Annotated in this window: 15 protein-coding genes and 1 pseudogene; 6 read left to right on the top strand and 10 right to left on the bottom strand. The window is 69.7% G+C overall.

The features are described 5' to 3' along the window. Nucleotides 1-64: 64 nt before the first annotated feature. Together OG905_RS35530 and OG905_RS35525 are read right to left on the bottom strand one after the other, a co-directional pair. Complete coding sequence (locus OG905_RS35530) at nt 65-1,450, bottom strand: FAD-binding oxidoreductase (RefSeq protein ID WP_328680877.1); 1,386 nt, start codon at nt 1,448-1,450, stop codon at nt 65-67. An 80-nt stretch (nt 1,451-1,530) separates the two neighbouring features. Next, a complete protein-coding gene (locus tag OG905_RS35525; RefSeq protein WP_328680875.1) occupies nt 1,531-2,358 on the bottom strand; it encodes a hypothetical protein in 828 nt (275 codons plus the stop codon). 217 nt (nt 2,359-2,575) lie between these two features. On the opposite strand from OG905_RS35525, the gene OG905_RS35520 reads away from it, so the two are divergent. Continuing rightward, nucleotides 2,576-5,023, top strand: a complete 2,448-nt coding sequence (locus OG905_RS35520; RefSeq protein WP_328680873.1) for a SpoIIE family protein phosphatase — start codon at nt 2,576-2,578, stop codon at nt 5,021-5,023. Between the two features lie 785 nt (nt 5,024-5,808). Here the strand turns inward: OG905_RS35520 and OG905_RS35515 are convergent. From OG905_RS35515 to OG905_RS35490, 6 genes are all read right to left on the bottom strand, one after another. Then, complete coding sequence (locus tag OG905_RS35515) at nt 5,809-6,240, bottom strand: hypothetical protein (protein ID WP_328680871.1); 432 nt, start codon at nt 6,238-6,240, stop codon at nt 5,809-5,811. A gap of 193 nt (nt 6,241-6,433) precedes the next feature. After that, nucleotides 6,434-7,255 (bottom strand): urease accessory protein UreD, encoded by an 822-nt coding sequence (locus OG905_RS35510; protein ID WP_328680869.1) that lies wholly within the window; start codon nt 7,253-7,255, stop codon nt 6,434-6,436. Beyond that, complete coding sequence (gene ureG / locus OG905_RS35505) at nt 7,252-7,953, bottom strand: urease accessory protein UreG (protein WP_328680867.1); 702 nt, start codon at nt 7,951-7,953, stop codon at nt 7,252-7,254. Before ureG ends, OG905_RS35510 begins: the two co-directional genes overlap by 4 nt. A 37-nt stretch (nt 7,954-7,990) precedes the next feature. Beyond that, complete coding sequence (locus OG905_RS35500) at nt 7,991-8,665, bottom strand: urease accessory protein UreF (RefSeq protein WP_328680865.1); 675 nt, start codon at nt 8,663-8,665, stop codon at nt 7,991-7,993. A 56-nt stretch (nt 8,666-8,721) separates the two neighbouring features. Further along, nucleotides 8,722-10,521, bottom strand: coding sequence for an urease subunit alpha (locus OG905_RS35495; protein ID WP_328680863.1), 1,800 nt, complete (start codon nt 10,519-10,521; stop codon nt 8,722-8,724). Continuing rightward, nucleotides 10,514-11,176: an urease subunit gamma gene (locus tag OG905_RS35490; RefSeq protein WP_328680861.1), complete on the bottom strand. Its 663-nt coding sequence runs from the start codon at nt 11,174-11,176 to the stop codon at nt 10,514-10,516. Before OG905_RS35490 ends, OG905_RS35495 begins: the two co-directional genes overlap by 8 nt. A gap of 760 nt (nt 11,177-11,936) precedes the next feature. Here OG905_RS35490 and OG905_RS35485 point away from each other — a divergent pair. Beyond that, the gene (locus OG905_RS35485) at nt 11,937-14,870 is read left to right on the top strand and encodes a helix-turn-helix transcriptional regulator (RefSeq protein ID WP_328680858.1); all 2,934 of its coding nucleotides are present in this window, start codon (nt 11,937-11,939) and stop codon (nt 14,868-14,870) included. 158 nt (nt 14,871-15,028) lie between these two features. Here the strand turns inward: OG905_RS35485 and OG905_RS35480 are convergent, their stop codons facing one another. Beyond that, on the bottom strand, nt 15,029-16,708 hold the full coding sequence (locus OG905_RS35480; RefSeq protein WP_328680857.1) for a GDSL-type esterase/lipase family protein: 1,680 nt from the start codon (nt 16,706-16,708) through the stop codon (nt 15,029-15,031). 398 nt (nt 16,709-17,106) lie between these two features. Here OG905_RS35480 and OG905_RS35475 point away from each other — a divergent pair, with 398 nt between their 5' ends. The 4 genes from OG905_RS35475 (at nt 17,107) to OG905_RS35460 (ending at nt 24,202) form a co-directional block, all read left to right on the top strand. Next, the gene (locus tag OG905_RS35475; protein WP_328680855.1) at nt 17,107-17,250 is read left to right on the top strand and encodes a hypothetical protein; all 144 of its coding nucleotides are present in this window, start codon (nt 17,107-17,109) and stop codon (nt 17,248-17,250) included. Nucleotides 17,251-17,731: 481 nt separating this feature from the next. Beyond that, nucleotides 17,732-20,305 (top strand): AAA family ATPase, encoded by a 2,574-nt coding sequence (locus OG905_RS35470; protein ID WP_328680853.1) that lies wholly within the window; start codon nt 17,732-17,734, stop codon nt 20,303-20,305. Between the two features lie 3 nt (nt 20,306-20,308). Then, nucleotides 20,309-23,089, top strand: a complete 2,781-nt coding sequence (locus tag OG905_RS35465; protein ID WP_328680851.1) for an AAA family ATPase — start codon at nt 20,309-20,311, stop codon at nt 23,087-23,089. Nucleotides 23,090-23,509: 420 nt separating this feature from the next. Further along, nucleotides 23,510-24,202, top strand: coding sequence for a LuxR C-terminal-related transcriptional regulator (locus tag OG905_RS35460; protein WP_328680850.1), 693 nt, complete (start codon nt 23,510-23,512; stop codon nt 24,200-24,202). Between the two features lie 395 nt (nt 24,203-24,597). Here OG905_RS35460 and OG905_RS35455 read toward each other — a convergent pair. Then, a pseudogene (locus OG905_RS35455) lies at nt 24,598-24,714 on the bottom strand (thioesterase); the annotation flags it as partial. Between the last annotated feature and the right edge of the window lie 40 nt (nt 24,715-24,754).

The raw sequence follows: 24,754 nt of genomic DNA, 5'->3' as shown, positions 1-24,754 counted from the left end.
GGCCGTCGAACCCCGGCCGGACGACGACGCAGGCGTGGACTCCTGCTCACTGTGAACCGGCGGCTCACGGCACGATGTTGTGGTTCAGGCGGAACAGATTGCCGGGGTCGTAGCGCCGCTTGATCGCCGTCAGGCGGTCGTAGTTCTGACGGTAGTTGGCCCGGACCCGGTCCTGGTCGTCGCTGTCCATGAAGTTCACGTAGCCGCCCTCCAGGGAGTGAGGCGCGAGCGCCGCGGCGAAGGCCCGCGCCCAGGGGACGTTGGCCTGGCAGTCGGGGCGGGTCATGAGGGTCGGGCTGAGTGCCGTCGCGAAGTCGGCGTCCCGGTAGGTGAACGCGGTCTCCTCGGGGCCCACCCGGTGGCAGGCGCCGTCGATGGGGAAGATCACCGTAGCGCTCTGGATGGTGGGCGTCGTGGCGCCGTACTCGACGTACGCGTCGATGGCTCCGTCCGGCAGACCGTGGCTGAATGTGCCCTTCCAGTAGTGGAACAGACCCGCGGGGAGCAGTTCGTCGAACAGCGTGTTGATCACCGGATACGGCATGCGTTCGACGTACCGCCCCACTACCGGACCGAGGTCGGCGAGACGGGCACGGATCTGGTCGTCCTCGTCCTCGGCGCCGGTCCAGCAGGTGACCACTCCGCAGAGCGGCCGCCCGTGCCAGCGCTCCGGCAGGAACGGCACGGGCGGGCCGAGCGCGACGACGAGCAGAGCACCGAGCTTCTCGTCGGAACCGGCGATCAGCTCGCGGTATCGCCGCATGACGTCGCCGTCGAGGGGATAGAAGGTCGGACCGCCGAGAATGTCGGCCACGGGGTGCAGCCGGTACTCGAAGGACGCGACGACCCCGAAGTTCCCGCCTCCGCCGCGTAGCGCCCACAGCAGGTCGGCGTTCTGTTCCCGGGTACAGGTGCGGAAGGACCCGTCGGCCGTGATCAGGTCGGCCGAGATCACGTTGTCGCAAGCCAGCCCACAGCGCCGGGCCAGATAGCCCATGCCGCCTCCGGTGGTCAGCCCGCCGATACCGGTACTGGACACGACCCCGCCCGTGGTGGCCAGACCGAAGGCATGCGTGGCGTGGTTGACATCGGCCCAGGTGCAGCCGCCCTCGGCCCGGGCCGTACCCGCCTGCGGGTCGACCCGGATCCCGCGCATGCGGCCGAGGTCGAGTACAACTCCGCCGTCGCAGGTGCCGTAGCCGGGGACGCTGTGGCTGCCGCCTCGCACCGCCAGCAGCAGGTTCTGCTCCCGGGCGAAGTCCACGGTGGCGACGATGTCGCCCACGTCGACGGCCCGGACGATGATCGCCGGGCGCTTGTCGTGCATCGCGTTGTAGACCTTGCGGGCCTCGTCGTAGTCGGGGTCGGCAGGCTGGATGATCTCGCCGCGTACGGCCCCCTGCAGCCGCTCCAGAAGCTTGCCGTCGAGGGCTGGTGTGTCGGTGGTCATGACCGCCACCCGCTTTCCACGTCGTCGGGGATCTCAGGGGATGGGTACAGCTCGGTTGTAGGCACGGGGCCGGGCACGTCTCATCGCCGGAACCGCCCATGTCGGCTGTCCCGGGCATGGGCAGAACAGCCCATACGCCGCACCGTGCGGGGGTCATGCGAGGCCGTGTGTGCACGCGTACGCCCCTCGGGCATCGACGCACACCAGGCCATGGCCGCGTCGGTCCACTCGGCTGCGCGTTCCAGGTCGGCGGAGGCCATGCACTGCTGGAGGCCGAGGCAGTAGATCCACCCGGTGGAGAAGGAGCTGAGCTCGCCCGCCATGGCCGAGCACATGGCGTCGTCGAGCAGTGCGAGCCCGCCTGCGATCCGCCCCTTGGCCAGCAGCACGCTCGCCTGCGCCTGGGTGCTCATGGCGAGGAGATCCGGGCTGCCGCAGCGCCGGGCGATACCGGCCATGCGGCGGGCACAGCTCATGGCCTCGTCGAACGCGCCACGCCGCTGCGCCTCTTCTGCCTCCACCCAGGCGAGATAGCACTGCTCGACGCATTCGGGCTCGCCGCTGAGGTGCTGCCGCGCCCGGCGCAGCCAGCCGGCGGCCGCGGCCGTACGTCCTGCGAGCTGAAACTCGTAGAAGCACATCCAGGCGCTGAATCCGGCCCGGCGGGCGGCACCGGCGGCCACATACCCGGAGTAAGCCTTGGTCCGCGCGGCGATCGATTCCTCGACGCGGCTGGTCCACCAGGCGGCGTCGGCAAGTGCGGCGAAGTCGTCCGGGCTCATGCGGTCGTGGCCGAGTTCCCGCAGGGCGGCGTACGCGTCGGCCCAGGCCTCCCGCGCCACGGCATCCATCGCCCGCTCGATCGCCTGATCGACGGCCTGATCTCTGCCGGTGATCTGCTCAGCCACGGCGGCTCCCTTCTCGCTCTCCGCGAGCCGGACCACCCCTCACCAGCATAGGAGCGCGCAGCTCCGAGGGGTGCGGCAGGGACCGGACGGCGCCGCTCCGGGCGGATCGCGCACCTGGCCCGCCGGGGGCCCACCACGGCTCACAGCCGCCGTCCTGTGCGCATATATAGACTTGACGCTGACCGTTTTGGTCTCAGATCACTCTTTGGTGCTCTCCATGGCGACACAAGAGCCCGGCCCGTCGTCCGCCACGCAGCCGGACGATGCCCACCTCCTTCAGCAGGCGCTCGACGCGGTCAGGGTCGGGGCCTGGAACTGGGACATCCGCACCGGCGACCTGACCTGGGACAAAGAGATGCCACTGGTCCTCGGCATCGGCCCGGACGTCTTCGACGGGCGGATCGAGACCTGGCGGAGCCTGATCCACCCCGATGACCTGCCCGTTGTGCTGGCGCAGGCCGAGCATGCCCTGCGGGAAGGCGCCGAGTACAACACCAAACACCGGGTGCGCCGACCGGATGGCACCGTCGGCTGGGTTGCGGTCCGCGGCCGGATCGTCGTCGGCGAGGACGGCGCACCCGCCCACATGGTGGGGCGGCTCTGGGAGACCACCGAGAGCCTGGCCGCCCTGGACTCGGTCGGTCGCGCCCTGCGGCACATGAGCGACGGATTCCTCGCCGTCGACGCCGACTGGAGGGTCCTCTACGTCAACGGACTGGCCGAGCGACTCCTCGGCCCTTCGCGGGAACTCGTCGGCCGGACGCTGTGGGACATCCCGGAAGTCAGTGCGCCCGGCCTCGAATCGGGGTGCCGCCAAGCCGTCGCCGACCGCAGGCCGACGGGGCTGGATCTGCGGTTGCCCGCCGACGGCCGCTGGTATCACCTGCGGCTGATCCCGGTGCCCGACGGACTGACGGTCTATCTGACCGATGTCACCGAGAGACGCCAGTTGGAGGAGGAACGTCTGGCGGCGGAACACGCGGCCGCCGAACGAGCCGCACGCATAGGGGAGCTGACAACGGCGCTCGCCGAGGCACTCACCGCGGAGGACGTGGTGGCCGCGGCCGCCGAGCGGGTGCTGCCCCTGTTCGGCGCGACCGGGCTGATCGTGCAGGCCCGTGAAGGTGGCCGGGTACAGCCCGTCGGGTCGGTCGGATACCCGCGCGCATTCCTCGACCAGCTGGCCAGGGGCGGCATCCCCGCAGGCTCCCTCAGCGAACTCGCGCTGCAGGACGGTATCCCGAGGTTCATCGCCTCGCTGGAGGAGATGGAGGCCGACTACCCGGGGATGAGCGGCCTCCCGAGCATGAGCGGGAAGCAAGCCTGGGCATTCCTGCCGCTGATGGTCTCCGGCCGCGCGGTCGGCGGCTGCGTGGTCTCCTTCGACCGGCCCCGCCGTCTCACCGGGGAGGAGCGCACCCTGCTGGTCGCGCTCAGCGGACTGGTCGCCCAAGCTCTGGAACGGGCCCGGCAGTACGACGCCGAGCACGGCCGGGCACAGGCGTTGCAACGCGGCCTGCTCCCCCGGGCGCTGCCGTCCCTGCCGGCCGTCGCCGCCGCCGCCCGCTATCTGCCGGCCAGCGAGGGCACCCTCGGCGGCGACTGGTACGACGTCATTCCGCTCTCCGCCGACCGCGTCGCGCTGGTCATCGGCGACGTGATGGGCCACGGCCTCCCCGAGGCCGCCACCATGGGCCGACTGCGCACCGCCGTACACACCCTGGCCGGTCTCGAACTGCCTCCCGACGAGTTGTTCTCCCACCTCAACGACCTGGTCAGCGAGCTGGGCGACGATTTCTACGCCACGTGCCTGTACGCCCTCTACGATCCCGCCTCCGGCCTCTGCACGTTCGCCGGTGCCGGACACCCTCCACCGGCTGTCGTCCACCCCGACGGCACGGTGCACTTTCCCGATGTCGCCGCCAACCCTCCGCTCGGCGCGGCCACTCCGCCCTTCGAAACCACGGAGCTGAAGCTGCCAGAGGGAAGTCTCCTGGTGCTCTACACCGACGGTTTCGTGGAATCCGCCCGGCGCGACATCGACAGCGGCATCGAGCAGTTGGCCAAGGCACTCACCGTCGGCCTCGACGGCGCGCGGGACAAGGGACCGGCCGAGGTCCGGGAGGCCTCACCGAGTCCCGAGTGCGGAGCGCCCCACCGCCACTCCGAAGCCGGGCATCTCGACCGGCTCTGCGATTCACTCGTCTCGGCTCTCCTGCCCGCCCAGGAGGAGACCAACGACGATGCCGCTCTGCTCGTTGCCCGCACCCACACTCTCGCGGCAGAGGACATGGCCACCTGGCCCCTGCCCGAGGACCCCGTCGCGGCGAGCCTGGCCCGCGACCATGTCCGGCATCAGCTGGCCGAATGGCAGCTCGACGATCTCGTCATGACCACCGAGCTGATCGCCAGCGAGCTGGTGGGCAATGTGGTGCGGCACGCGAAAGGCCCCGTCCGGCTGCGCCTGCTTCGGAGCCGGACGCTCATCTGCGAGGTCTCGGACGGCAGTCTCACCACGCCCCGGATCCGCCGTGCCCTCGACACCGACGAAGGCGGCCGCGGACTCCAACTGGTGGCCGCACTCAGCCATCGTTGGGGCACTCGTTACACCTCCGACGGCAAGTGCATCTGGACCGAGCAGCCATTGCCCGAAGCCGTGCGGTGACGGCTCAGTGCTGACTGGGGCCTGACATTGCATCATGACAGCCCACTGCTGACACTCAGCCAGCCAACCTGACCCGCACCTCGCTGCACGTGAAGAACCATGCTGGCCGTCCATCGCGCAGAGACACTGGGGCAACGTGATCGACTCCTTTGCAGCCGCAGATCCATGGCTGGCGCACCCGGACGCACAACGCGGCGCCGGGCGTTCAAAGTCGGCTTCACCGTGAGTTATGGACGACTGTGCAGTCCTTCCACCACGCCGCCCAGGCGTTCATACCCGTGGACCTTGCGGCTGACATGGCCTCGCTGTCGCCTCGTTCATCGGCGTCCGCGAATGCGTTCTCGTCATCCGCGTTGTTCTGAAGTTCCCTCGCGATCTTTGGGTCTCGCACAGAACGCGCGGCCTCACTCAGTTGTTGAGCGTACCTTCTCCGCAATTGGATGGATGCGCTGTCGCTGGAGCCGGCAGATGCTGTTGCGTGGTCAGACCACGCTTGTTGCGCCTGCCTGCAGGCCGAGCGTGTCGCGTCAAGCCGGGCCTGCTGGTCAAGATGATCGTGCAACCACCAAGCTCCACCGCTGATGAGGGCGATCACGACCACAACGCCCGGCCCCTTTTTCTTCACCGCCGAGAAGATCTTGCTCCACGGAAGAGTCCCCATACTTCGTGCTGGAGCATAGAAGTGGTTGTTCTGGACGCTGCGGGGTCCGCCTTGAATTGCGGTCGGGCCGTGGAATTCAGTGTGCCCAGGCTCATTCTCTTCGGGGACGCCGTGGCCTAGGTGGTCATGCACTGTGACCGAAGTGGTTGTCCTGGCGGCTGTCGCTGCCGGTCTGGACCGCAGTCGGGCCATGAAAGACGTTGCCCGTGAGGTTCCCTCCGCCATCCCGGTTTCGGGCGGTGCTGCCTTCGACCAGCGCGCGGAGCTCTGCAATCGCAGAGTCGCGCTCAGCGCCTTGCAGGCGATCCAGCAATGCCTCGAAGTGAGCCTGCCAGGCAGCGACCTGGCCGATCTCCGCTGCTTCGTCACACTCGGCTGTCAGCAGAGCCGCAGTCCGGTCCAGTCGTTGCAACTCTACGAGCTCACGCTCGCGACTTCCCCGGGCGATCAGGCGTGCCACACGGTTTCGGAACTCAGCCCATGCATCGGTGCTGGCGACTTGTACCACTGCTGTCCCACCGGCTGCGGCCAGCGCTGCCAACGCCTCCGAGAGCATTCGCCGATCTCCCTTGTCAGTCCCCGTTTGCCAACGACAACGATACTCTCCAACTCCTCACTCCTATAGGCAAGTTCCACGCGCGAGCCCCGCGGAGGGCTTTCTGGAATTTCCACTTCTTTCTGTTCGCACTGCGCGCCGCTTCCCGTGCGTCCGGCATTCGGCATTGGCAGGGCACGAACGCCCCGTCGCTTCAGGTGCCGGCGAATGGTTTGGTGAGTGGGCCGGCGGCGTTGTCCAGCATGTGACGGAGGCGTGCGGCGGTGGGGGCGATCGCGGTGATGAGGACTGCGGGACCTGCCAATGGTACGAGTGTGCCTTGGCCCTTGGCCGGATTGTCGCCGAGTACCTGTGGTGTGGGGGGTGTTGTGGCGAAGAGCGGGTCCACGATGAGGATCTGGCCGGTGACGCGGTAGTTGCCGAGTACGGCGGGGCCGTCCCAGCCGGGGGCGCTGGGGCCGTAGACGCTGTGCTGGTCCAGCAAGGGGCTTCCGTCTCGGCGGACGGTCAGTCGGGTGGCCAGGCGGCCGGGGGGCTCTGCGGCGCGTCCGAGGATCTGTTCTTCGCGCAGGACCAGTCGGGCGGTGGGGGCGAGATTCACGGTGTAGGTCTGGTGCAGGTTGCTGTTGTGGGTGCTGATGAGCGGCTGGGGGAGCCAGTGCACAGCCGCGTGGTCTGCTGCCGTGAGGTTCACGTCGTAAGTGGCGTGGTCGGTGGTGGGGCCGCGCAGGGCGATGGTGGCGGTGGCGGTGGTGATGCTCAGATCGGCGTGGGCTTCGGCGGTGACATCGATGGCCAGCCGGTCTCCGCCTAGGGGCGCGCTCATGGCGCCGATGACGCACACCCGGGCCTGGGTGCCGTGGGGACGCAGTTGGCGCAGGTGGAAGGGGCCGTCGCTGCGCAGCAGGGGAAGGGTGGTGAGGCGGCCATTGAAGGCGGCCCGGATGCGGGCTGTGGCGTGGACGCCCACACCTGCTGGTGACGGCGTCCACGCCGGGCTGGAAGCGGTGGTCATGCCGCAGTGCCGACCGTCGTCCACGCGGTGAGGCGTTCGCCGACCCAGTCGGCCACCGGCCGGATGCCGTCTTGGGCTGTGAGGCTGGTGAAGGCGACGGGCAGGTCGCCGCGCTTCGCCTTGGCATCGGTGGCCATGCGTTTCAGGTCGGAGCCGACGTGGGGAGCGAGGTCGGTCTTGTTGACGACGAGGAGGTCGGCGGTGGTGATGCCGGGGCCGCCCTTGCGGGGGATGTCGTCGCCGCCGGCGACGTCGATGACGAAGATCTGCGCGTCGACGAGGCCCTTGGAGAAGGTGGCGGTGAGGTTGTCGCCACCGGATTCCACCAGGATCAGATCGAGGTGGCCGAGCATCTGTTCCAGTTGCTCGACGGCTTCGAGGTTGGCGGAGATGTCGTCGCGGATGGCGGTGTGCGGGCAGGCGCCGGTCTCGACCGCCTGAATGCGCTCGGGCGGCAGTACGGCGCTGCGGAGCAGGAATTCGGCGTCCTCGCGGGTGTAGATGTCGTTGGTCACCACCGCGATGGACAGCTGGTCGCGCAGGGCCCGGCACAGCGCCGCGACCGTGGCCGTCTTGCCGGAACCGACCGGCCCGCCCAGGCCGATGCGCAGCGCACGGCGGCTGCCGTCGACGCGGGCCGGCTGCGCGGCGCTGTCGGTGTGGCGGTGGGGGAAGACGCCGGCATGGTCGAGGTGCATGAGGGGCTCCGAAAGGGGGGTGCGCGGTGCGGGTGGGTCAGGAGGCGAAGAGGCGTACCGGCCAGGCGGCGTGCTGCTGGGCGGTGATGTCGAGCAGGGGCGCTGAGGCGGCGGGCAGGGCGTCGGTGCCTTCCTGCCACACCCGCGCTGCCGCCTCGGCCGCGAGGTCGGCCACCTGGTCGAGATCACCGGCGAGGGCGGCGAGGACTGCGGTGGCGTCAAGGGGATTGAGGCTCAGCAGGCGCACCGCCGCGGTGGCCGGGCCGCTGGTGTTCTCGTAGCCGACCGCGTAGGCGGCGTCCAGGGGCGTCAGCTGGGCCGCGCGGGCGGCCAGGCCCAGGACAACGGGCTGGTGTGCGCCGTGCGGCCGGTCGCGGGCGAGCTGGTCGAGTTCGGGAGCCGGCCACGCGGCTCGTGCGGCGCGCATCATCTGCCGTCCCAGTCTGCGGGCGACTTCGCGCAGGGCAGGCGCGGGTGTGCGGGCGTCGGCGGCCTCGTCCAGCGCCAGCGGGTCGCAGCCGGCGGCCGCTGCGGCGGCGAGGGCGGACGCGACGAGTCCGGTGGTGTGCAGCCTGCCTTGGCAGAAGTCCTTCAGGGTGGCGGCGTCGTGGACGGTCCCCGAGGCGACCGCGCCCTCTACCCCGCCGGAGTGCGCGTGCCCTCCGGCGGGGAAGCGGCCGTCGGCCAGGACGAGCAGAGCTGCGCGGTTCATCGCGTGACCACTACCTCTCGGATTCTGTCCTGCTGGAGTCGGGCTGCTGCAGGGGCTCAGAACAGGAAGTAGCGCTGAGCCATGGGCAGTTCGGCGGTAGGGGGGTCCCAGTCCACCGGATCCTGATTCACCTGCGTCTTCACGTCGGTCACCTCGGCGCCGCCGATCTTCACTTTGAAGGTGTTCGGGTCGACGAACACCTCAGGCATGGCGTGGTTCTCCCGCATGTTCGTCTTCTTGAGACCGCGGGTGTCAGTGATGGCCCGGAACTGCTTGCCCAGCCCGTGGCGGCCGGCCAGGCCCTGGTCCAGGGCCCGCTGGGTGACGAAGTTGAACGAGTTGGCCTGCGGGGCGCGGCCACGGGCTCCCCACACCGGGCGGGGAAGGACCGGTTGCGGGGTGGGGATTGAGGCGTTGGCATCGCCGACCTGCGCGTAGGCGATCTGTCCGCCCTTGATGACCAGGTGCGGTTTCACACCGAAGAACTTCGGCTCCCACAGCACCAGGTCGGCGAGTTTGCCGACTTCGACGGAGCCGACCTCGTGACCGATGCCCTGGGCGATGGCGGGGTTGATGGTGTACTTGGCGATGTAGCGGCGGACGCGGTGGTTGTCCGAGCCGTTGTCCCCGGCCAGCTCTCCGTAGCGCGCCTTCATCACATGCGCGGTCTGCCACGTCCGGATGATCATCTCGCCGATGCGGCCCATGGCCTGGGCGTCCGAGGACATCATGGAGATGGCTCCCAGATCGTGCAGAAGATCTTCCGCCGCCATGGTGGAGGGGCGGATGCGCGAGTCGGCGAAGGCCAGGTCGGCCGGCAACTGCGGGTTGAGATGATGGCAGACCATCATCATGTCGACGTGCTCCTTGACGGTGTTCAGCGTCAACGGCCGGGTCGGGTTGGTCGAGGCGGGCAGCACGTTGGGCAGGCTCACCATGGTGATCATGTCCGGCGCATGGCCGCCGCCGGCGCCCTCGACGTGGAAGACATGCAGGCAGCGTCCGTCCACCGCGGCGATAGTGTCCTGCACGAAGCCGGCCTCGTTCAGTGAGTCGGCATGCAGAGCAAGCTGGACACCGGTGTCCTGGCACACCCGCAGGCACGCATCGATCACGGCAGGAGTAGCACCCCAGTCCTCGTGGATCTTGAAGCCGAGGACTCCGGCATCCACCTGGTCGTGCATCGAGGCCTGGGACATGGTGCTGCCCTTACCGAGCAGGCCGATGTTCACAGGAAACGCGTCCAGTGCCTCGAACAGGCGCGAGATGTGCCACGAGCCGGGAGTGACGGTGGTGGCGGTGCTGCCCTCCGCCGGGCCGGTGCCGCCGCCGATCAGCGTGGTCACGCCCGCGGCCAGCGCCTCGCCGATCTGCTCCGGACAGATGAAGTGCACATGGGTGTCGACCCCGCCGGCGGTGAGGATACGGCCGTTGCCCGCGATCACCTCCGTCTCCGGGCCGATCACGAAGTCCGTCGCCTGCGCATGACCGTCATGCAGCCGGTCCATCGTCTCGGGGTTGTACGCCTTGCCCAAGGCCATGATCCTGCCGTCGCGGACGGCCACGTCCGCCTTCACCACACCCCAGTGGTCCAGCACCACCGCACCGGTGATGACGGTGTCCGCGGGCGTGCGGGCATAGCCCGCAGCCGGATTGCGCGGCACGCACGACTGGCCCATCGACTCACGGATCACCTTGCCGCCGCCGAAGACGACCTCGTTCCCGCTGTGTGCGGGACCGCCGGACCAGTCCTCCGTGATCTCGATCGACAAATTGGTGTCCGCAAGCCTGATCCGGTCCCCGGCCGTCGGACCGAACAAGTCGGTGTAGTCGACGCGCTCGAGCGGCTCAGCCATTGATCGGCCCCCCGACTTCCTTGCGCAGGCCCATCACGACCCGCTCACCGGCGATCGGCACCAGTTCGACCTCACGTCCCGGCTCCTCCTTACTCACCGGCTCCGGCTCCGGCTCGAAGCGTTCGGAGGTGCCGGCCGGCACATTCAGCCGCTTCCCGAACGCCGCCGCACGATCGAACTGCAACCCGGGGTTGGCCTCGGCGAAGTGATAGTGCGAGCCCACCTGGATGGGACGGTCCGTCGGGTTGTGGACCCACAGCTTCGTCACCTCGAGCCCCTTGTTGAAGGCCACCGGTTGGCCGTTGGGGTGGTCCACCTTCCCCGGGTGGACCACCGGCGGCTTGGTTGCGGCCTCCGGAATGGGACTGTGGATGGTCACGAGCTTGGTGCCATCGGGGAAGGTGGCCTCCACCTGCACGTTCTCGATCATCTCGGCCACGCCGTCCATCAGGTGCTCGCGCTTCAATTGCTCGCGCCCGGAGGTCATGATGTCGTGGACGGTCTGTCCGGCCCGCGCCTCTTCGAAGACGTACGCCGTCAGCAGCGCCACCGCCTCCGGATAGTTCAGCTTCAGTCCGCGATCCTTGCGCCGTTGGGCCACGTCCGCAGCCACACGGATCAGCAGGCGTTCCTGCTCATGGGGGGTCAGATGCATGTCGCCCTTCCTCACTCGGGCCACGCCCGCACGGCACAGGTTCGATGCACTCAGGACTGCACCGGACGCGGCTAGTCGATCATCACCTGACAGGCGGACCGCCCCCATGACGCTCACCGCGCGACAACCCAGAAGAATGATGAAAAATACGGAAGTTGACACCACTCGCGGACATGCCGCACCTCATCAGCCTCAAGACCCGATTGCAGCGACCCGGCACTGTCCGCCGCACGGCACCGCGGAGTGGCTCCGCGCGCCACCGTCACCGGCCAGGTACACGAGGTTCAGCTGGGCCGGCGACAGGCGGGGACACGAAGAGCGGCCGCCCCGATCCATGCCGAATGCCGAAGTTCAACGCTGCGTAGTCAGCACCAAGTCAGCAGGGGAATCAGCACCGAGCCGCCAAACACACGCGAAATAGCGCAACTCCGACAGGCTCCGTCCCAACTCCCATTCGACTCCGACTCAGCCCCCGCACTTCCATCATGGTGGTCGCGCGCACACTGACCCTCCGAACTGTGGTGTCCCACCACATGTGCCCTTGATCTGCGTCTTCCTACGGTGGGGCGACACGCAACGTTCCCGCCACCTGTCCGGAAGTGGTTTCCATGGCCGCCCCCGCAACGGGCGCCACCTGCGTGGCGGTCGATGCCACGGCCGTTCCACCACCAACCCGGAGATCACTGTGCCTGACGACATGAGCGGGCGGCCCAATCCTCGCGATGGCCTACTCCCAGCGCGAAGACAAGCCACGCCGCTTGTGGACCGGGACAGGGAGACGGCGCGGCTGTGCGCAGCCCTCGATGCGTGCGCCCATGGCGGTTCGTCGGTGGTCGAGATCACCGGGGACCCGGGGCTGGGCAAGACCAGGCTGCTGGCGGAGCTCGCCTCGCATGCCCGTGCCGCGGATTTGACTGTGCTGTCGGGCCGGGCCTCGGAGTACGAGCAGGAGCGCCCGTTCGGGGCCGTCGTCGAGTCGCTTCGCACCTGCCTGGAACACGCAGCAATCCGGGCAGAGCCCGCACTGGACGAGGAAACCCTTTCCCTGTTGGACCTGGTGATGGCACGGTCCTCAGAGCCTGTCCATCGCACCTCACAGCTGCTCGACGTCGAACGGTTCCGGCTGTTCGGCGCGGTCAGTCGGCTGTTTGAGTCTGCGGGCGGGGACGGTGGTGTCCTGCTGTGTCTGGACGACCTGCACTGGGCCGATGACGGCACGTTCGAGCTTTTGCACTACCTGCTCCGCAATCCTCCTGCGGTGCCGATTGTCCTGGCCTGTTCGTACCGGCCGAGGCAGGCCCGGCCCCGGCTGCTGGCGTGCTTTGCGCAGTCGGTCGACGGCTACCGGATGGAACGACTTCGGCTCGCCCCCCTCGATCGGTGTGCCGGAGACCTCATTCTCGGCACAGAGTTGGCGGCCGAGCATCGTGACCGGCTGTACGCCGCGAGCGCAGGAAATCCCCTCTACCTGGAAGTGCTTGCGCGGCTGGCGGCCGATTCGCCGACAACGTCGGCGCAAGCCCTGGCTCAGTGCCCAAGCCAGTTCGTCGATCTTCCGGGTTCCCTGCGAGCGGCGCTGGTAAGGGAAGTGGCGCTGCTCAATCCGGAGCAGCTGTCAGTACTGAGGGCGGCCGCCGTGCTCGGTGACCCCTTCGATCCGAACCTGCTGGCGGCGGTGGCAGACCTGGCGCTCGGGCCGGCCCTGGAGGCACTTGACGTACTGGCCGAAATGGATCTGGTCCGCCGTGGCGAACCGTCCGGCCGGATGCTGGAGTTCCGGCATCCGCTGCTGCGGGAGTTGATCTCGGGTGAATCGCCGCCCGGCTGGTGGCTGGCCGCGCATGCCAGGGCCGACCGGGCCCTGCGTGAGGCCGGGGCCGGTCCGGTGGAGCGGGCCCCTTATGTCGCACGGTCGGCCGAGGCCGGCGACGTGGACGCGGTACAGCTGCTGCGCGAGGCTGCCGAGCGCACCATGTACTCGGTGCCGGCGACCGCTGCGTCCTGGCTCACGGCCGCATTGCGGCTGCTGAAGTCTGCGGATGCCGGATCGGGGGAACCAAGGCTCGGCGTGCTGCTGGCGCTTGCCCGCGCGCTGGGGTTGACCGGCGACCTGGTGGGCTTTCGAGCGGCCCTCAAGGAGGCGTTGGGCATGCTGCCGTCCGACCAGCGCAGCCGGTGGGTGGGTGTGGTCGCTTTGCAGGCGAAGGTCGAGCGGATTCTGGGCAGTGTCAGTGAGGCAAGGGCGGTCCTGGAGGCGGAATTGGCCGCATGGCCCCAGAGCAGCGGCGTGGCCAACCCGTTGAGGCTGGAGCTTGCGACCGTGCGCATGATCCAACGGGCGTACGACGAGTCGGCGAGCTACCTGGACACCGCTCTGCAGCACGCGAACGACACCGGCGACCGGGGCACACGAATCGCCGCCGCCGCGTGCCGTGCCCTGGGCGCTGCCTACAACGGGAAGACGGAAGCGTTACGGGCCCACGCCTCGGACGCCGCGGCGGCCGTGGACGACATGGAGGACGGGGAGCTGGTCGCCTTCCTCGATCCGCTGAGCCAGCTCGGCTGGGCCGAGTTGCTCGCCGAACGCTACGACAACGCCGTCCGGCACGTAACCCGCGGAATCCGGATCGCCCGGGACACCGGACAGAGCCATGTCATGCCCTACCTTCTCCTCAGCCATTCGTGGGCACACCGTGCGGTCGGCCAACTTGCGGAGGCGGTCGGCTCGGCGGAGGCCGCGGAAGAGATGGCCTACCTGCTCGGCCAGTCCGATCTGCTCGGATACTCACTGGCGCTGCGCGCGCGAGCCATCATGATCCGTGAGGATCCGGTGACGGCGGCGCCACTCGCCGAACGCGCCCTGAGGACGGTCCGCGCCCGTGGACGGCTGTGGTGCCTGACCGCCGGGGTGCTTTCCGCCATACGTTTCGAGCAGGGGCGCCTGGACGATTGTGTCTCGCTGGTGCAGGACATCATCGATCAACCGCGGCACTCGGGGCCGACGCACTCCATCAAGGCCACCTATTTCAGCACGGCGGCACAGGCAGAGGCGGCGCGCGGTCGGTTGGAAGCGGCGCGTACGTGGGCGCAGCGAGCCGCGGACGCGGCGACGGCGGTGGGACTGCGAGGGCAGCTGGGGCACGCGGCTGTGGCGCAGGCGTGCCTCGTGGGCCACGACGCACAAGCGGCCGTCGAGTTGCTCGGCTCGGCGGTGGCGGACTTCGCCTCCACGGGTCAGGTACTGGTCGAAGGCAGGACCCGGCTGGCGCTTGCTCAGGCGCAGGCCTCGGCCGGGCAGTTCGGCGCAGCGATGGAGAACGTCGGCCAGGTCAAGCAGAGCGCGGTCGCGTACGGTGCCGGCCACCTGCATGTTCAGGCAGTCAACGCGCAGCGCCGGATCGGAGCACTGAGGCCTCGCGCGCGATCTGCGGCCACGTCCGCGCTCTCACCACGCGAGAGCTCCATTGCTGAGCTGGCGACTCAGGGTCTGTCCAACCGGGACATCGCGGAAAAGACGTTCCTGTCAGTGAAGACCGTCGAGGCTCACATGACCCGGATCTTCCGCAAACTCGGTGTTGAATCCCGATGGGCCCTGACCCAAGTCTTCGGGGAACGTCAGCTGGGCGGCACGGAAAGCCGGCCGCACGAGCGGATCGATGGCGCCGGCCGCGGGCGCGGAACCGGCGGACAATGAGGGCGATGCCGTCAACGGACGCAGAGGTGGGCGCGGATCGCGCGTACTCCACGCATTCGATCCGCGCCCGTGCGGCGCAAGTACTCAGGTCACGCCCCGCAGCCGGATGGCACGCGGGCCGTGATCCGGGTCAGAACGCTGCGACGTCCGTTCCTGGGTCAAAACCCGGAGTCAAAGGAGCCCGAGTCGCTGAAGCCCGAGTCAAAGGAGCCCGAGTCGCTGAAGCCCGAGTCAAAGGAGCCCGGGTCGCTGAAGCCCGGGTCGGCGAAGCCCGGGTCGGCGATGGGCTCAAGCACAACTGGGTCCGGCATGACGGGGTCGGTGAAGCCCGGGTCGGTGAAGCCCGGGTCGGTGAAGCCCGGGTCGGTGATGGGCTCGGGCATAACCGGGTCGGTGAAGCCTGGGTCGGCGATGGGTTCAGGCACAATCGGGTCCGGCATGACGGGGTCGGTGAAGCCCGGGTCCGGCATGCCTGGGTCGGTGATGGGCTCGGTCACAACCGGGTCCGGCACAACCGGGTCCGGCACAACCGGGTCAGGCACAACCGGGTCGGTGACGCCCGGATCGGTGACGCCCGGATCGGTGATGGGGTCGGGCAGACCCGGGTCAGGTGTACCGGGATCAGGCAGACCCGGGTCAGGTGTACCGGGGTCAGGCACACCCGGATCCGGTGTACCGGGGTCAGGCACACCCGGATCCGGTGTACCGGGGTCAGGCAGACCCGGATCCGGTGTACCGGGGTCAGGCACACCCGGATCCGGTGTACCCGGATCAGGCGCACCCGGGTCCAGCGGTGCCGGAGGGTTCTCCGGCGCCGGGTCGACGGGGGGAAGCGGGTCCGGCTCCGGGGCCGGCGGGCCGACGAGCCCCTGGTTGCCCAGCTCGTGAATGACGGCCTGGTTCACCGTCGGAGTCAGAGTATTGGCGATGAGTGCCTGGCCGAGATCGTTGGGGTGGTACGAACCCTGAACGTTGAGGAAGTCGAGGCCGTTCAGCCCCTCCTGCGGTGAGAAGAGCTCATGCCCGGACAGTGCCTGTGACACATCCGCGTACGTGACGTTGGCACCGGACTGCTGCGCCGCCAGCTGGGTCGCTTGCTGGTTCAGCGAGTTGATGGTCGACCCGAACTCGTTGACCAGCTGGGCCTCACGGTTGCTGATCAGCATCTCGCTCACCGGGGAGGGAGAGCCGCCGGGGATGGCGTCGGGCATGACCTTCGGGTAGCCGAGGGTGACGATCGTGGCGCCCGGAGCGGCCCGGGAGGCGATGTCCTGGTAAACCGCCGCCTGCTGGCTGAGGTAGGTCCCGTCCTGCAGCGGCCCCATCATGTTCGGGAATTCCTGCTCCGTGGTCGACTCCCTGGAGGTGACCACGGTCCGCGCCAGATTGCCGAACCCCGCGTCGTTGCCGCCGACGCCGACAATCACGATGTTGGCGTCGTTGACCGCGTCGATCTGAGGCGAATGCTCGAACTCTGTTCCCGGCCGTACCGTCTCGTACAACGAGCCGCGGGTCGCTCCCGAGACCGGGACGAACGTCACGTCGAACGTCACATTGGGATTCTCCTGCGCGATCTTGTCGATGGCTCGGAGAGTAGGGGCGGTCGCGGACTGGTGGGCAGGGTCGATCTGGTTCAGGACGGAGCCCTCGGCTCCTGTCACCTGCACAGTCTTGTAGGTACCCGCCGAAGCACCCTCGCCACTGGTGTAGGAGTCACCGATCACTGTGATGCGTACGTGCCCCGGGTCGCCGGGCGCCGCATTGGCTGTACCGGCGAGTGACCCGAGGAGAGCGGAGACTCCGATCGCCTGGCCGCTGACGATCGCTGCGCGACGCACGACCGGGCTGTGGCGTTTCGGTCGGGCGTGGCGCCCTTGACGTTTGGTCACAGAACAGACCTTTCGTGGGGGGTTGGTAGGAGTGGGAAGCCTCGCGGGACACGGTCCGGCCCGGCTCAGGCAGAGTTTCGTCTGCAAACCAGGCCCGTAGCATTGGGGAAGACCCCACAACTTCGGCTGTCACCCATGCCATCGGCCTCGTGGTTGTCCACTCGCCGTCAGGGTTCGCTCGCGGGCCGGGAAGCGCGCCGATGTCCAGCTGGTGCGTGGGGTTCAGGTCAGCACGGAACCAGCACGGGAATCAGCACCGAGCGACCAACCCGTGGCGAATCACGTACTCCGACAGGGCCCCTTCCCCACTCCAATTCGCCCCCTGACCCAGCCCCCCGGCTCCCGTCATGGTGGTCGCGCGCACCCTGACCGGCCCGAACCCGGCCGGCAACCTCACGCGGCACATCCCCGTCACCCAGGCCCTGGCCGGCAAGCGCTCGACGTATCGGACGCTCTGCGCACCGCGGGAGTTTGGAATCAAAGTCAACTGAAAGGCCGTCAGGACTCCTGCCTGAGCTGGTTGGATTCGTTTTCCGATGCTGGGTACGGATGACGGCCAACTTGGCCCTCGGTACGGGAATCAAGTGTTCACCCGCGTTACCGGCCAGTTTCTCGCAGATGGCCCGACGGCGGCCGGTGAAGGATCAAGTGCACGACCTGATCAGGCCGGTTGGCGGCAAGGAACGCCTGACGGGCCGTCGCGAGTTTCCACGAAGGCACTCTGCGGCGCCTCCGACTTATCAACGCGTGTTGATTCCTCAGTAACCTCAAGAAAAGCTCAGGGATCCCTCAGGCAACGCGTAATGGCGGTTAGTGTAAAGGCGGTTGGAGGCTCGCTGATCTCCGAATCGAAGGAAGAGCAGGTCACCCGCTGTCATCAGACGAGAGGTGCGCATGCGAAACCGTCCGCGGCTCGCCGACCTACCCCCCACCGCCCCCGACGGTGTGCGCCGCGACCCCCCCGGGTCGCCCATGACCACCACCCCCGCTTTCGTCCCCGCTCAACTCGTCGGCCGGCGGGCCGTACTCGACACCCTCGACGGACTCGTCAACCGGCTGCAGGACGGTGTCTCTGACATCGTTGTCATCAGCGGCCCCGTAGGCTCCGGCCGCAGCGCCGTCCTTGAACGGGCCGTCGACCGGGCCCGGGCCTCCCGTCTCGCCGTCGGTGTCGCCCGCTGCTCACCGCGCGAGTCCCAGCTCCCCTACGGCGCCATCACCCAACTGCTGGGCACCCTGTGCCGTCCGTCCCGGATCGGTGCCCTCGCCTCCGGTATCGGCCCCACCAGCCGGCCCACGGACACCGTCGCCCGTATGTGCGACACGCTCCTGGCGCTGTCGGGGGGACGGCCCGTGCTGCTGGCCGTTGACGACCTGCACCTCGCCGACCCCCACTCGCTGCGCCGGCTCGTCGACCTCATCCACCGCGCCCGTCAGGGCGCCGTCCTCGCCGTCGTCACCTCCCCCGTGCCCGTCCGACAGGTTCTCGAAGCGGCCGGAGCGCAGCCGGCGGGTCCCTGCCCGGTGCGCACCCTGCGCCTCGCCCCGCTCACCGCCACCGAGGCGCGAGGTCTGGTCGAGTCACGCGTCGGCCACCCCGTGGAGCGGTCCGTGCTCACGGTGGCCGACGTCGCCGGCTGGTCCCCCGCCGTTCTGCACGCCGTGGCCGACCGGATCACCGCCCTCGGCCGCCCCCTGGATACCGATGCCGTGCCGCAGCTCATCGCCGCCGCCCGCACCACCTGGTCCAGCCGCGCCCTGACCGCCGTGCACGGCTTACCCAAGAACGTCGTCGCCCTGTTGCGCGCCACCGCCGTCTGCGGCCACCAGGCGGAGCCGGCCCGGCTCGCGTCCCTGGCCGGCCTCGACGCCACCGCCTTCACCGACGCCGTGGACGCCCTTCGGTCCTGCGGACTCCTCGCCGACACCGACACCCCCCGGCTGCGTCACCCCTGGTTCGCCGACGAGGTAGTGGCGGGCATGACCGGACCCGAGCGAGACCGCCTGCACCGTCGCGCCGCCTCGCTGCACGGGCAGGAGGGCGCCGGCGTCGGCACGGTCGCCGAGTTACTCGGCGACGTCACCGCGCTCGTGCGCCTGTGGACCGCCTCGGACATCGCCGCCGCCCCGCCCCTGCGGCACGCCGCCGACCTCGCCACCGCGACCCTCAGGCACTCGCTGTCCGAGCCGGTGACCGAGACCGAGCGGGCCCGGCGTCTCATCCGGCTGGCCGCCGCCGAGGCCGTCACCGCCCCACAGGCCTCGGACGGCCGACTGCGCCAGGTGATGCTGCGCCACCTCGGCCGCGAGACCTGGCCGCACGTGCTCAGCGCCGCCGATCTGCTGCTCAGCCGCGGCGACGCCGAGACCGCCCGCTGGGTGATCGCCGACGTGCACCAGCGGGCCCTCACCAAGATCCCCGACGACGAGCTGCATCCGCTGCGCGCCCTCGGCCGGCTCGCCCACAAGGAGAAGGGCGGCCTGCCGCTCGTCGCCCCGCCGCCCGTGCACTCCGACCGCCTCGGACACCCGGCCCAGTCCGCCGTGCACGCCTGGACCCTCGCCACCCGCGGCGACGACCGGGCCCGGGCTCTCGACCTCGCCCACGCGGCGCTGGCCGCGCCCGCGTCCGTACCGTTCATGTGTCGCACGGCAGCGGCCCGGGCCATGCTGTGCGCGGACGACGTACCCACCGCCCTCGACCGCCTCGACGCCGTCGCCGCGGACGCCCGCCGCGACAACGCCCTCGCGGCGGCCGCCCAGGCCCTGCTCTGTCGCGCCGAAGCGGATGTGCGCCTCGGTCGTGGCGAGGAGGCGCTGCGCCATCTGACCGCCGCCACGCGGGCCCTCCCGCCCGCCTCGTGGCACAGCCTCCTCGCACCTCGGCTCGCCGCCGCCGAGATCCTCGCCCTCATCCGCTGCGGCCGCGTGGAGGAGGCCCGGCGCGCCTCGGAACGCGCCCCGAGCCGGTCCGAGGGCCACAGCGTCACCACGGCGTTCCTGCTGTACGCGCGCGCCGAACTCGCCCTCATCGACGGGGACGCCGCCCGGGCCCTGCTGTTACTCGAGGAATGTGGCCGCGTGCTGCGCGCCAAGCGCTGGCGCAACCCGATGCTCATCCCGTGGCGCGGAGTCGCGGCCGTCGCCCACCATCTCCTTGGCGCCCCCGGCACGGCGGACGGACTCCTCGCCAAGGAGCGCGATGTCGCGGAGCGTTGGGGAACGGCGATCGCCTTCACGGCGCAGCGTGCCCGCACGCACGAGGCGCTGGCGCTGCACGGCGTCGAGATCCCCTGGACGCAGGACCGTGAAAGGTCCCCTACGGCGCCCGACGGGATCGCCCCGGAGCCGGACCTTCTCACGCCCTCCGAGCGCGACGTGGCCGCCCTCGTCGTCGAGGGTCTGGCCAACCGTGAGATCTCCCGGCGGCTGGGCCTGGCCACCCGCACCGTCGAGCTACGGCTCACGCACGTCTACCGCAAGCTCGGCGTCAAGGGGCGCGTCGCCCTCGTCGCCCACCTGCGAGCCCGGCAGCAGGACGGCTGATCCGTGCTGCTGGAGCGCGAGAAGGAGCTGGCCGTCCTGGACGAGGCGGTGGCCCACGTCCAGTCGGGCACCGGAGTCCTCGTCCTCGTCGAGGGCGGCGCCGGCACCGGCACCACGGCACTGCTCAACCAGCTGGCCGACCGGGCGACGACGGCCGGTGCCCTGGTACTGCGCTCCACCGGCACCCCCGGCGAACGCACCGTTTCCTTCGGTGTGCTGCGCCATCTCGTGCTCCCGCTGGTCGCCGAACGCGACCTGCTCGCCCCGCCGCCGGCCGCCGCGCCGCCCGTCGCCACCGGCACGGGCCACTGGGGGCCAGGCGTCGAGAGCGGCGCCGCCGTCCGCGCCGACACGCTCCACTGGCTGCACATCCTGTTCGCCGGCCTGAGCGCCGAGCGCACCGTGGTGCTCGCCGTCGACGACCTGGGCTGGGTCGACGACGCCTCGCTGGAGGCGCTCGCCCACCTCGCCGCCCGCCTCGACGGACTGCGCCTGCTGCTGGCCGTGGTCCGCAAGGACGGCCTCGGCGCGCGGAGTCCGCTCGTCAGCGAGATCGCCGCCGCCGCCACGCACCGGGTCCGGGCCCGCGGCCTGTCGCGCCGGGCCACGGCAAAGCTGGCGGCCCGCCACTTCGGGCCGGGCTGCCCGCACGAGTTCGGCCGGACCTGTCACGACGTCACCGGGGGCCGGCCCAAGGACCTGAGGGCGCTGTGCGGCCGGGCCCGGCTCAGGCGGCTGGGCGCACCCCACTGGGACACACAGCGGCTGCGCGCGCTCGGCGAGTCCCTGCGCCGTGAGCGGCTGCTGTCGCTGCTGCGCCGCGAACCCGTCCTGGACGCCTTCCTCAAAGCGATGGCCGTGCTCCCCGACCACGTCGGCGACGATCTCGTCGCGCGGCTCGCGGGGCTGAGCCCGGTGCAGTGCGAGCAGGCCCGCGAGGCCCTCGCCCACGCGTGGCCGCCGGCGGACGTCCAGGGCGAGGCCGCCCACACACGCGCGACCCGCGCTGTCGTCCTGCAGGCCATGGGGGACGAGGAGAGCTCGCGCCGCCACCGGGAGGCGTCCGCCGTGCTCGACGCGTTCGGTGCCGGACCGGAGGAGGTCGCCCTGCCGCTGCTGCACGTCGACCGGCTCGGCGACCCGTGGGAGATCCACCAGTTGCGCGCCGCGGCGGCGGCCGCCCGGCGCCGGGGCGCGCCCGAGACCGCCGTGCGCTATCTCAGCCGTGCCCTGGTCGATGTGTCCGCCGCCAGCCATGTCCGCGCCGAGTTGCTGTACGAACTCGGGGTCACCGAGCTGGACCTGAGGTCCCCGGTCGCGGGCCGCCATTTCGTGCAGGCCGCGCGGCTCATGCCCCGGCTGCGGCGCCGCGCCGAGGTCGTCTCCAGCACGCCGATGGACATCGTGCGCAGCGATCCCGAGGTCGCCGCCCTCGTCCGGGAGACGGCCGCCCGTCTCGGCACGCCGCGCGAGGCCGACCGGCAGGGCGGGTACCTCGCGATGCGACTGGAGGCCAGGGCCCGGTACGCCGGCCTTGAGGATCCCGGCCTGGTGACGTCGGCGGCGCGTCGGCTGCGCGAACTCGGCGAGCAGCACTGCGGCGCCTCGTCGGCCGAACGTGAACTGCGCACCGTCCTCGTGTTCACGGCGGCCATGGGCGGACAGACCGACCACGGCACCGTGGCCGGCATGGCCCGGCAGGTCCTGGAGGAGGAGCCCACGCACACCGCGCTGTCCGGCCTGGTGCTCGAACTGCTGCCTCCGGTGCTCTACTGCACGGACAGCCCGCACATTGCCGCGTCCTGGCTGGACGCCGCGCACCTGCACGCCGCGCAGGAGGGAAACCGCGCGATGCTGTCCCGGATCGAGGCGATGCGCGGTCTGACCCAGGCGGCGCGAGGCGAGGTCGGTCTGGCCCGGGAGCACGGCGGCCGCGCACTCGCGCTGGGTGAGGGCACGGCGACCGGGGACAGGGTGCACGCCACCCTCCTCCTGGGCTTCGTCGCGCTCGAACTGGGCGACGGCGAACTCGCCGGGCAGGTGCTCGACCCCGCCGAACCCCCCACCGACCTGCGGCTGTTCACCCTGCACGGGGCGCTCAACGGCATGCTGGCGGAGGCACGGGGAGATCTGCCGGTGGCGCTCGCGCACTATCTGGACTGCGGGCGCGTCATGGAACGCGCCGGCTGGGTGAATCCAGCGTTCGCCCACTGGCAGGTGCGGGCCGCGCTGGTCCAGCACCGGATGGGCCGGTCCGCGCAGGCCCTCGCGGTGGCGCGAACCCATCACGAACACGCCCTTCGCTGGGGAGCGCCGACCGCCCTGAGCCGCTCGCTGCGCCTGCTCGGCGTCGTCACCGACGGCGCGCCGGGCGTCGCGTTGCTGCGGCAGGCCGTCGACACCGTCAAAACGCAGGGCAGCCGCCTGGAGTTGGCCCATGCCCTCACCGAATTGGGCAGGCGCCTGCAACGGGAGTCGGTCCCGGAGGGCAACCGAGTATTCAGGCGTGGGCGCCGAATGGCCGCCGAATTACTGGACGCGCCGGCCGACACGGGGCACGGCACCACGGCCCGCCCGGCGCGCGCGGTCGCGGCCGGACTCACCCCGGCCGAGACGAGGGTGGCGGAACACGCGGCACGCGGTCTCAGCAATAGGGAGATCGCGGCGGAACTAGAAACGAGTCTACGGGCCGTGGAAAGACACCTCACCAGCTCCTACCGCAAATTCTCTATTACTGGCCGGGAACAACTGGCGGAAGCCATGGGAATGGACGGAACCCGCTAGCCTGCCCAGCACGGCCCACCCATGCACGCTGAGCTGCGCAGAATTTTGTTCTTTGTGTTCACGGCATACGGTGACACAAAGTCCGCACATTCTTCACGAGCTTCGCAGCCGCACACTTCAGCAGCCCGCTCCGGAGCCGGGCACCCACACTGACGTGTGCAAGTCCTGACTTCAACGTCACCCGAGGGTGAACATTCGCAGGCTACCGAACGGTACTCGGAAAGCCCCGGCATACGGGACCGCAATGCGCACCGAACCACCGCCGGTGGGCACCGCAGTCTTAGCGGTAAATAGGGACCAGTGAACCTTGTTTGCCTTGACATGCATTTTCATTCGCTGGCAATGTCATGAGGAAGGAACACTCCCTGCCGCGGGATGCACCACTGGTCATGATCACTGAGAGAGAGTGGCCCACCCCCCATGAAGAACGCCTGCCTGAAATCCACAGAGATCCACCCCGACGCACCGCGAAACTGGTCTCCGGAACCATATCGCGACAGCCATTTGGCGCTTTTCGAGCAGTCCCTCGCCTGCTTAGCGAACCTTGATCTGGAGTTCCGGATAATCGAGGCCAACCGATCCTTCGCCCGCCAATTCGATTGGCACCCCGGGCACGGTAGGGGAAAGGACTTCTGTGAACTCCTGCACCCCAGTGTGCAGGGCAAGCTGAAGAACGAGCTGAGCCGGCTGGCGGACGGGCAGAGCCCTCGGTTCGCCGACCACTTGGTGGCGGTGGGCGCGCACGACGCCGTATTTTGCGGCGAGATGACCGGAATCGCCGTACGCAGTGGAGTCGGCCGGGTCGATCGCATCCTGGTGCTGGTCGACCCGGAGGAATCCGCGAACGGTCCGCAGATCGCCAACGCACGGCGCAAGCTGTTCAGTCCGATGCACGCCCGCATTCTGGAAGGTGTGGCATCAGGTGAGTCGACGGTCCAGCTGGCCACGAAACTCTTTCTCAGCCGCGGCGGAGTGGAATACCACGTCTCCTCGCTGCTGCGGAAGATGAAGGTGACCAACCGGCCGGCGCTGATATCGAGGAGCTATTCCCTGGGTGTCTTCGCCGTCGGTCAGTGGCCGCCGCGGGTGCGCCCGGAGTTCGTGTCCGACTGACCATGGTCATCCGAACCCCTCGAAGGCCCTACCGTTCCCTGCGGTGGGGCCTTCGGCGTTGTGCGTCGGACCTCCCGGCGGTTCAGGCCCCGGCCGCGCGGGCGGCGTCGAGCTCCGTGTCGATCTCGGCGTACACCTCGTTCAGATCCCCGGTGAGGCAGAAGTGGCCGCCGGAGAAGACCCGCATGCGGAGAGCGCCCTCGGTGTGGTCCCGCCAGGCCTCCGCCCTCCGCCAGGGTCGTGCACAGGTCGGCCTCGCCCGACAGGGCGGTCAGCGCGGCGCGCACCCGGCGCCCGGGCGGGCAGGTGTAGGTCTCGATGGCCCGGTAGTCGCCCAGTACCGCGCCCATGCTGTGGCCGAAGAACACCGTGGGCTTCTCGCTCAGCTCGCGGATCTCCTCCCACAGCAGATCCGCCAGCTTCCCGATGTCCTCGACGCACGGTTCCAGACGCCGGTCCTGGCGCCCCGGGTACTGGAGCGCGACCACGTCGGCCTCCGGGGCGAAGCGCATCGACACCAGGTGGAAGAAGCCGGCCGAACCGCCCGCGTGC

The organism is Streptomyces sp. NBC_00322, assembly GCF_036147535.1.
Classification (GTDB): Bacteria; Actinomycetota; Actinomycetes; order Streptomycetales; family Streptomycetaceae; genus Streptomyces.
The sequence above is the reverse complement of the archived record's forward strand: the minus strand, read 5'-3'. Positions and strand labels throughout refer to the sequence as shown.

Coding starts and splice junctions, on each gene's coding strand:
- OG905_RS35470 (WP_328680853.1), top strand. CDS start 17,732: ATGACCACCACCCCCGCTTTCGTCCCCGCTCAACTCGTCGGCCGGCGG.
- OG905_RS35520 (WP_328680873.1), top strand. CDS start 2,576: ATGGCGACACAAGAGCCCGGCCCGTCGTCCGCCACGCAGCCGGACGAT.
- OG905_RS35510 (WP_328680869.1), bottom strand. CDS start 7,255: ATGACCACCGCTTCCAGCCCGGCGTGGACGCCGTCACCAGCAGGTGTG.
- OG905_RS35530 (WP_328680877.1), bottom strand. CDS start 1,450: ATGACCACCGACACACCAGCCCTCGACGGCAAGCTTCTGGAGCGGCTG.
- OG905_RS35490 (WP_328680861.1), bottom strand. CDS start 11,176: ATGCATCTGACCCCCCATGAGCAGGAACGCCTGCTGATCCGTGTGGCT.
- ureG (WP_328680867.1), bottom strand. CDS start 7,953: ATGCACCTCGACCATGCCGGCGTCTTCCCCCACCGCCACACCGACAGC.
- OG905_RS35475 (WP_328680855.1), top strand. CDS start 17,107: ATGGTGGTCGCGCGCACCCTGACCGGCCCGAACCCGGCCGGCAACCTC.
- OG905_RS35500 (WP_328680865.1), bottom strand. CDS start 8,665: ATGAACCGCGCAGCTCTGCTCGTCCTGGCCGACGGCCGCTTCCCCGCC.
- OG905_RS35460 (WP_328680850.1), top strand. CDS start 23,510: ATGAAGAACGCCTGCCTGAAATCCACAGAGATCCACCCCGACGCACCG.
- OG905_RS35495 (WP_328680863.1), bottom strand. CDS start 10,521: ATGGCTGAGCCGCTCGAGCGCGTCGACTACACCGACTTGTTCGGTCCG.
- OG905_RS35515 (WP_328680871.1), bottom strand. CDS start 6,240: ATGCTCTCGGAGGCGTTGGCAGCGCTGGCCGCAGCCGGTGGGACAGCA.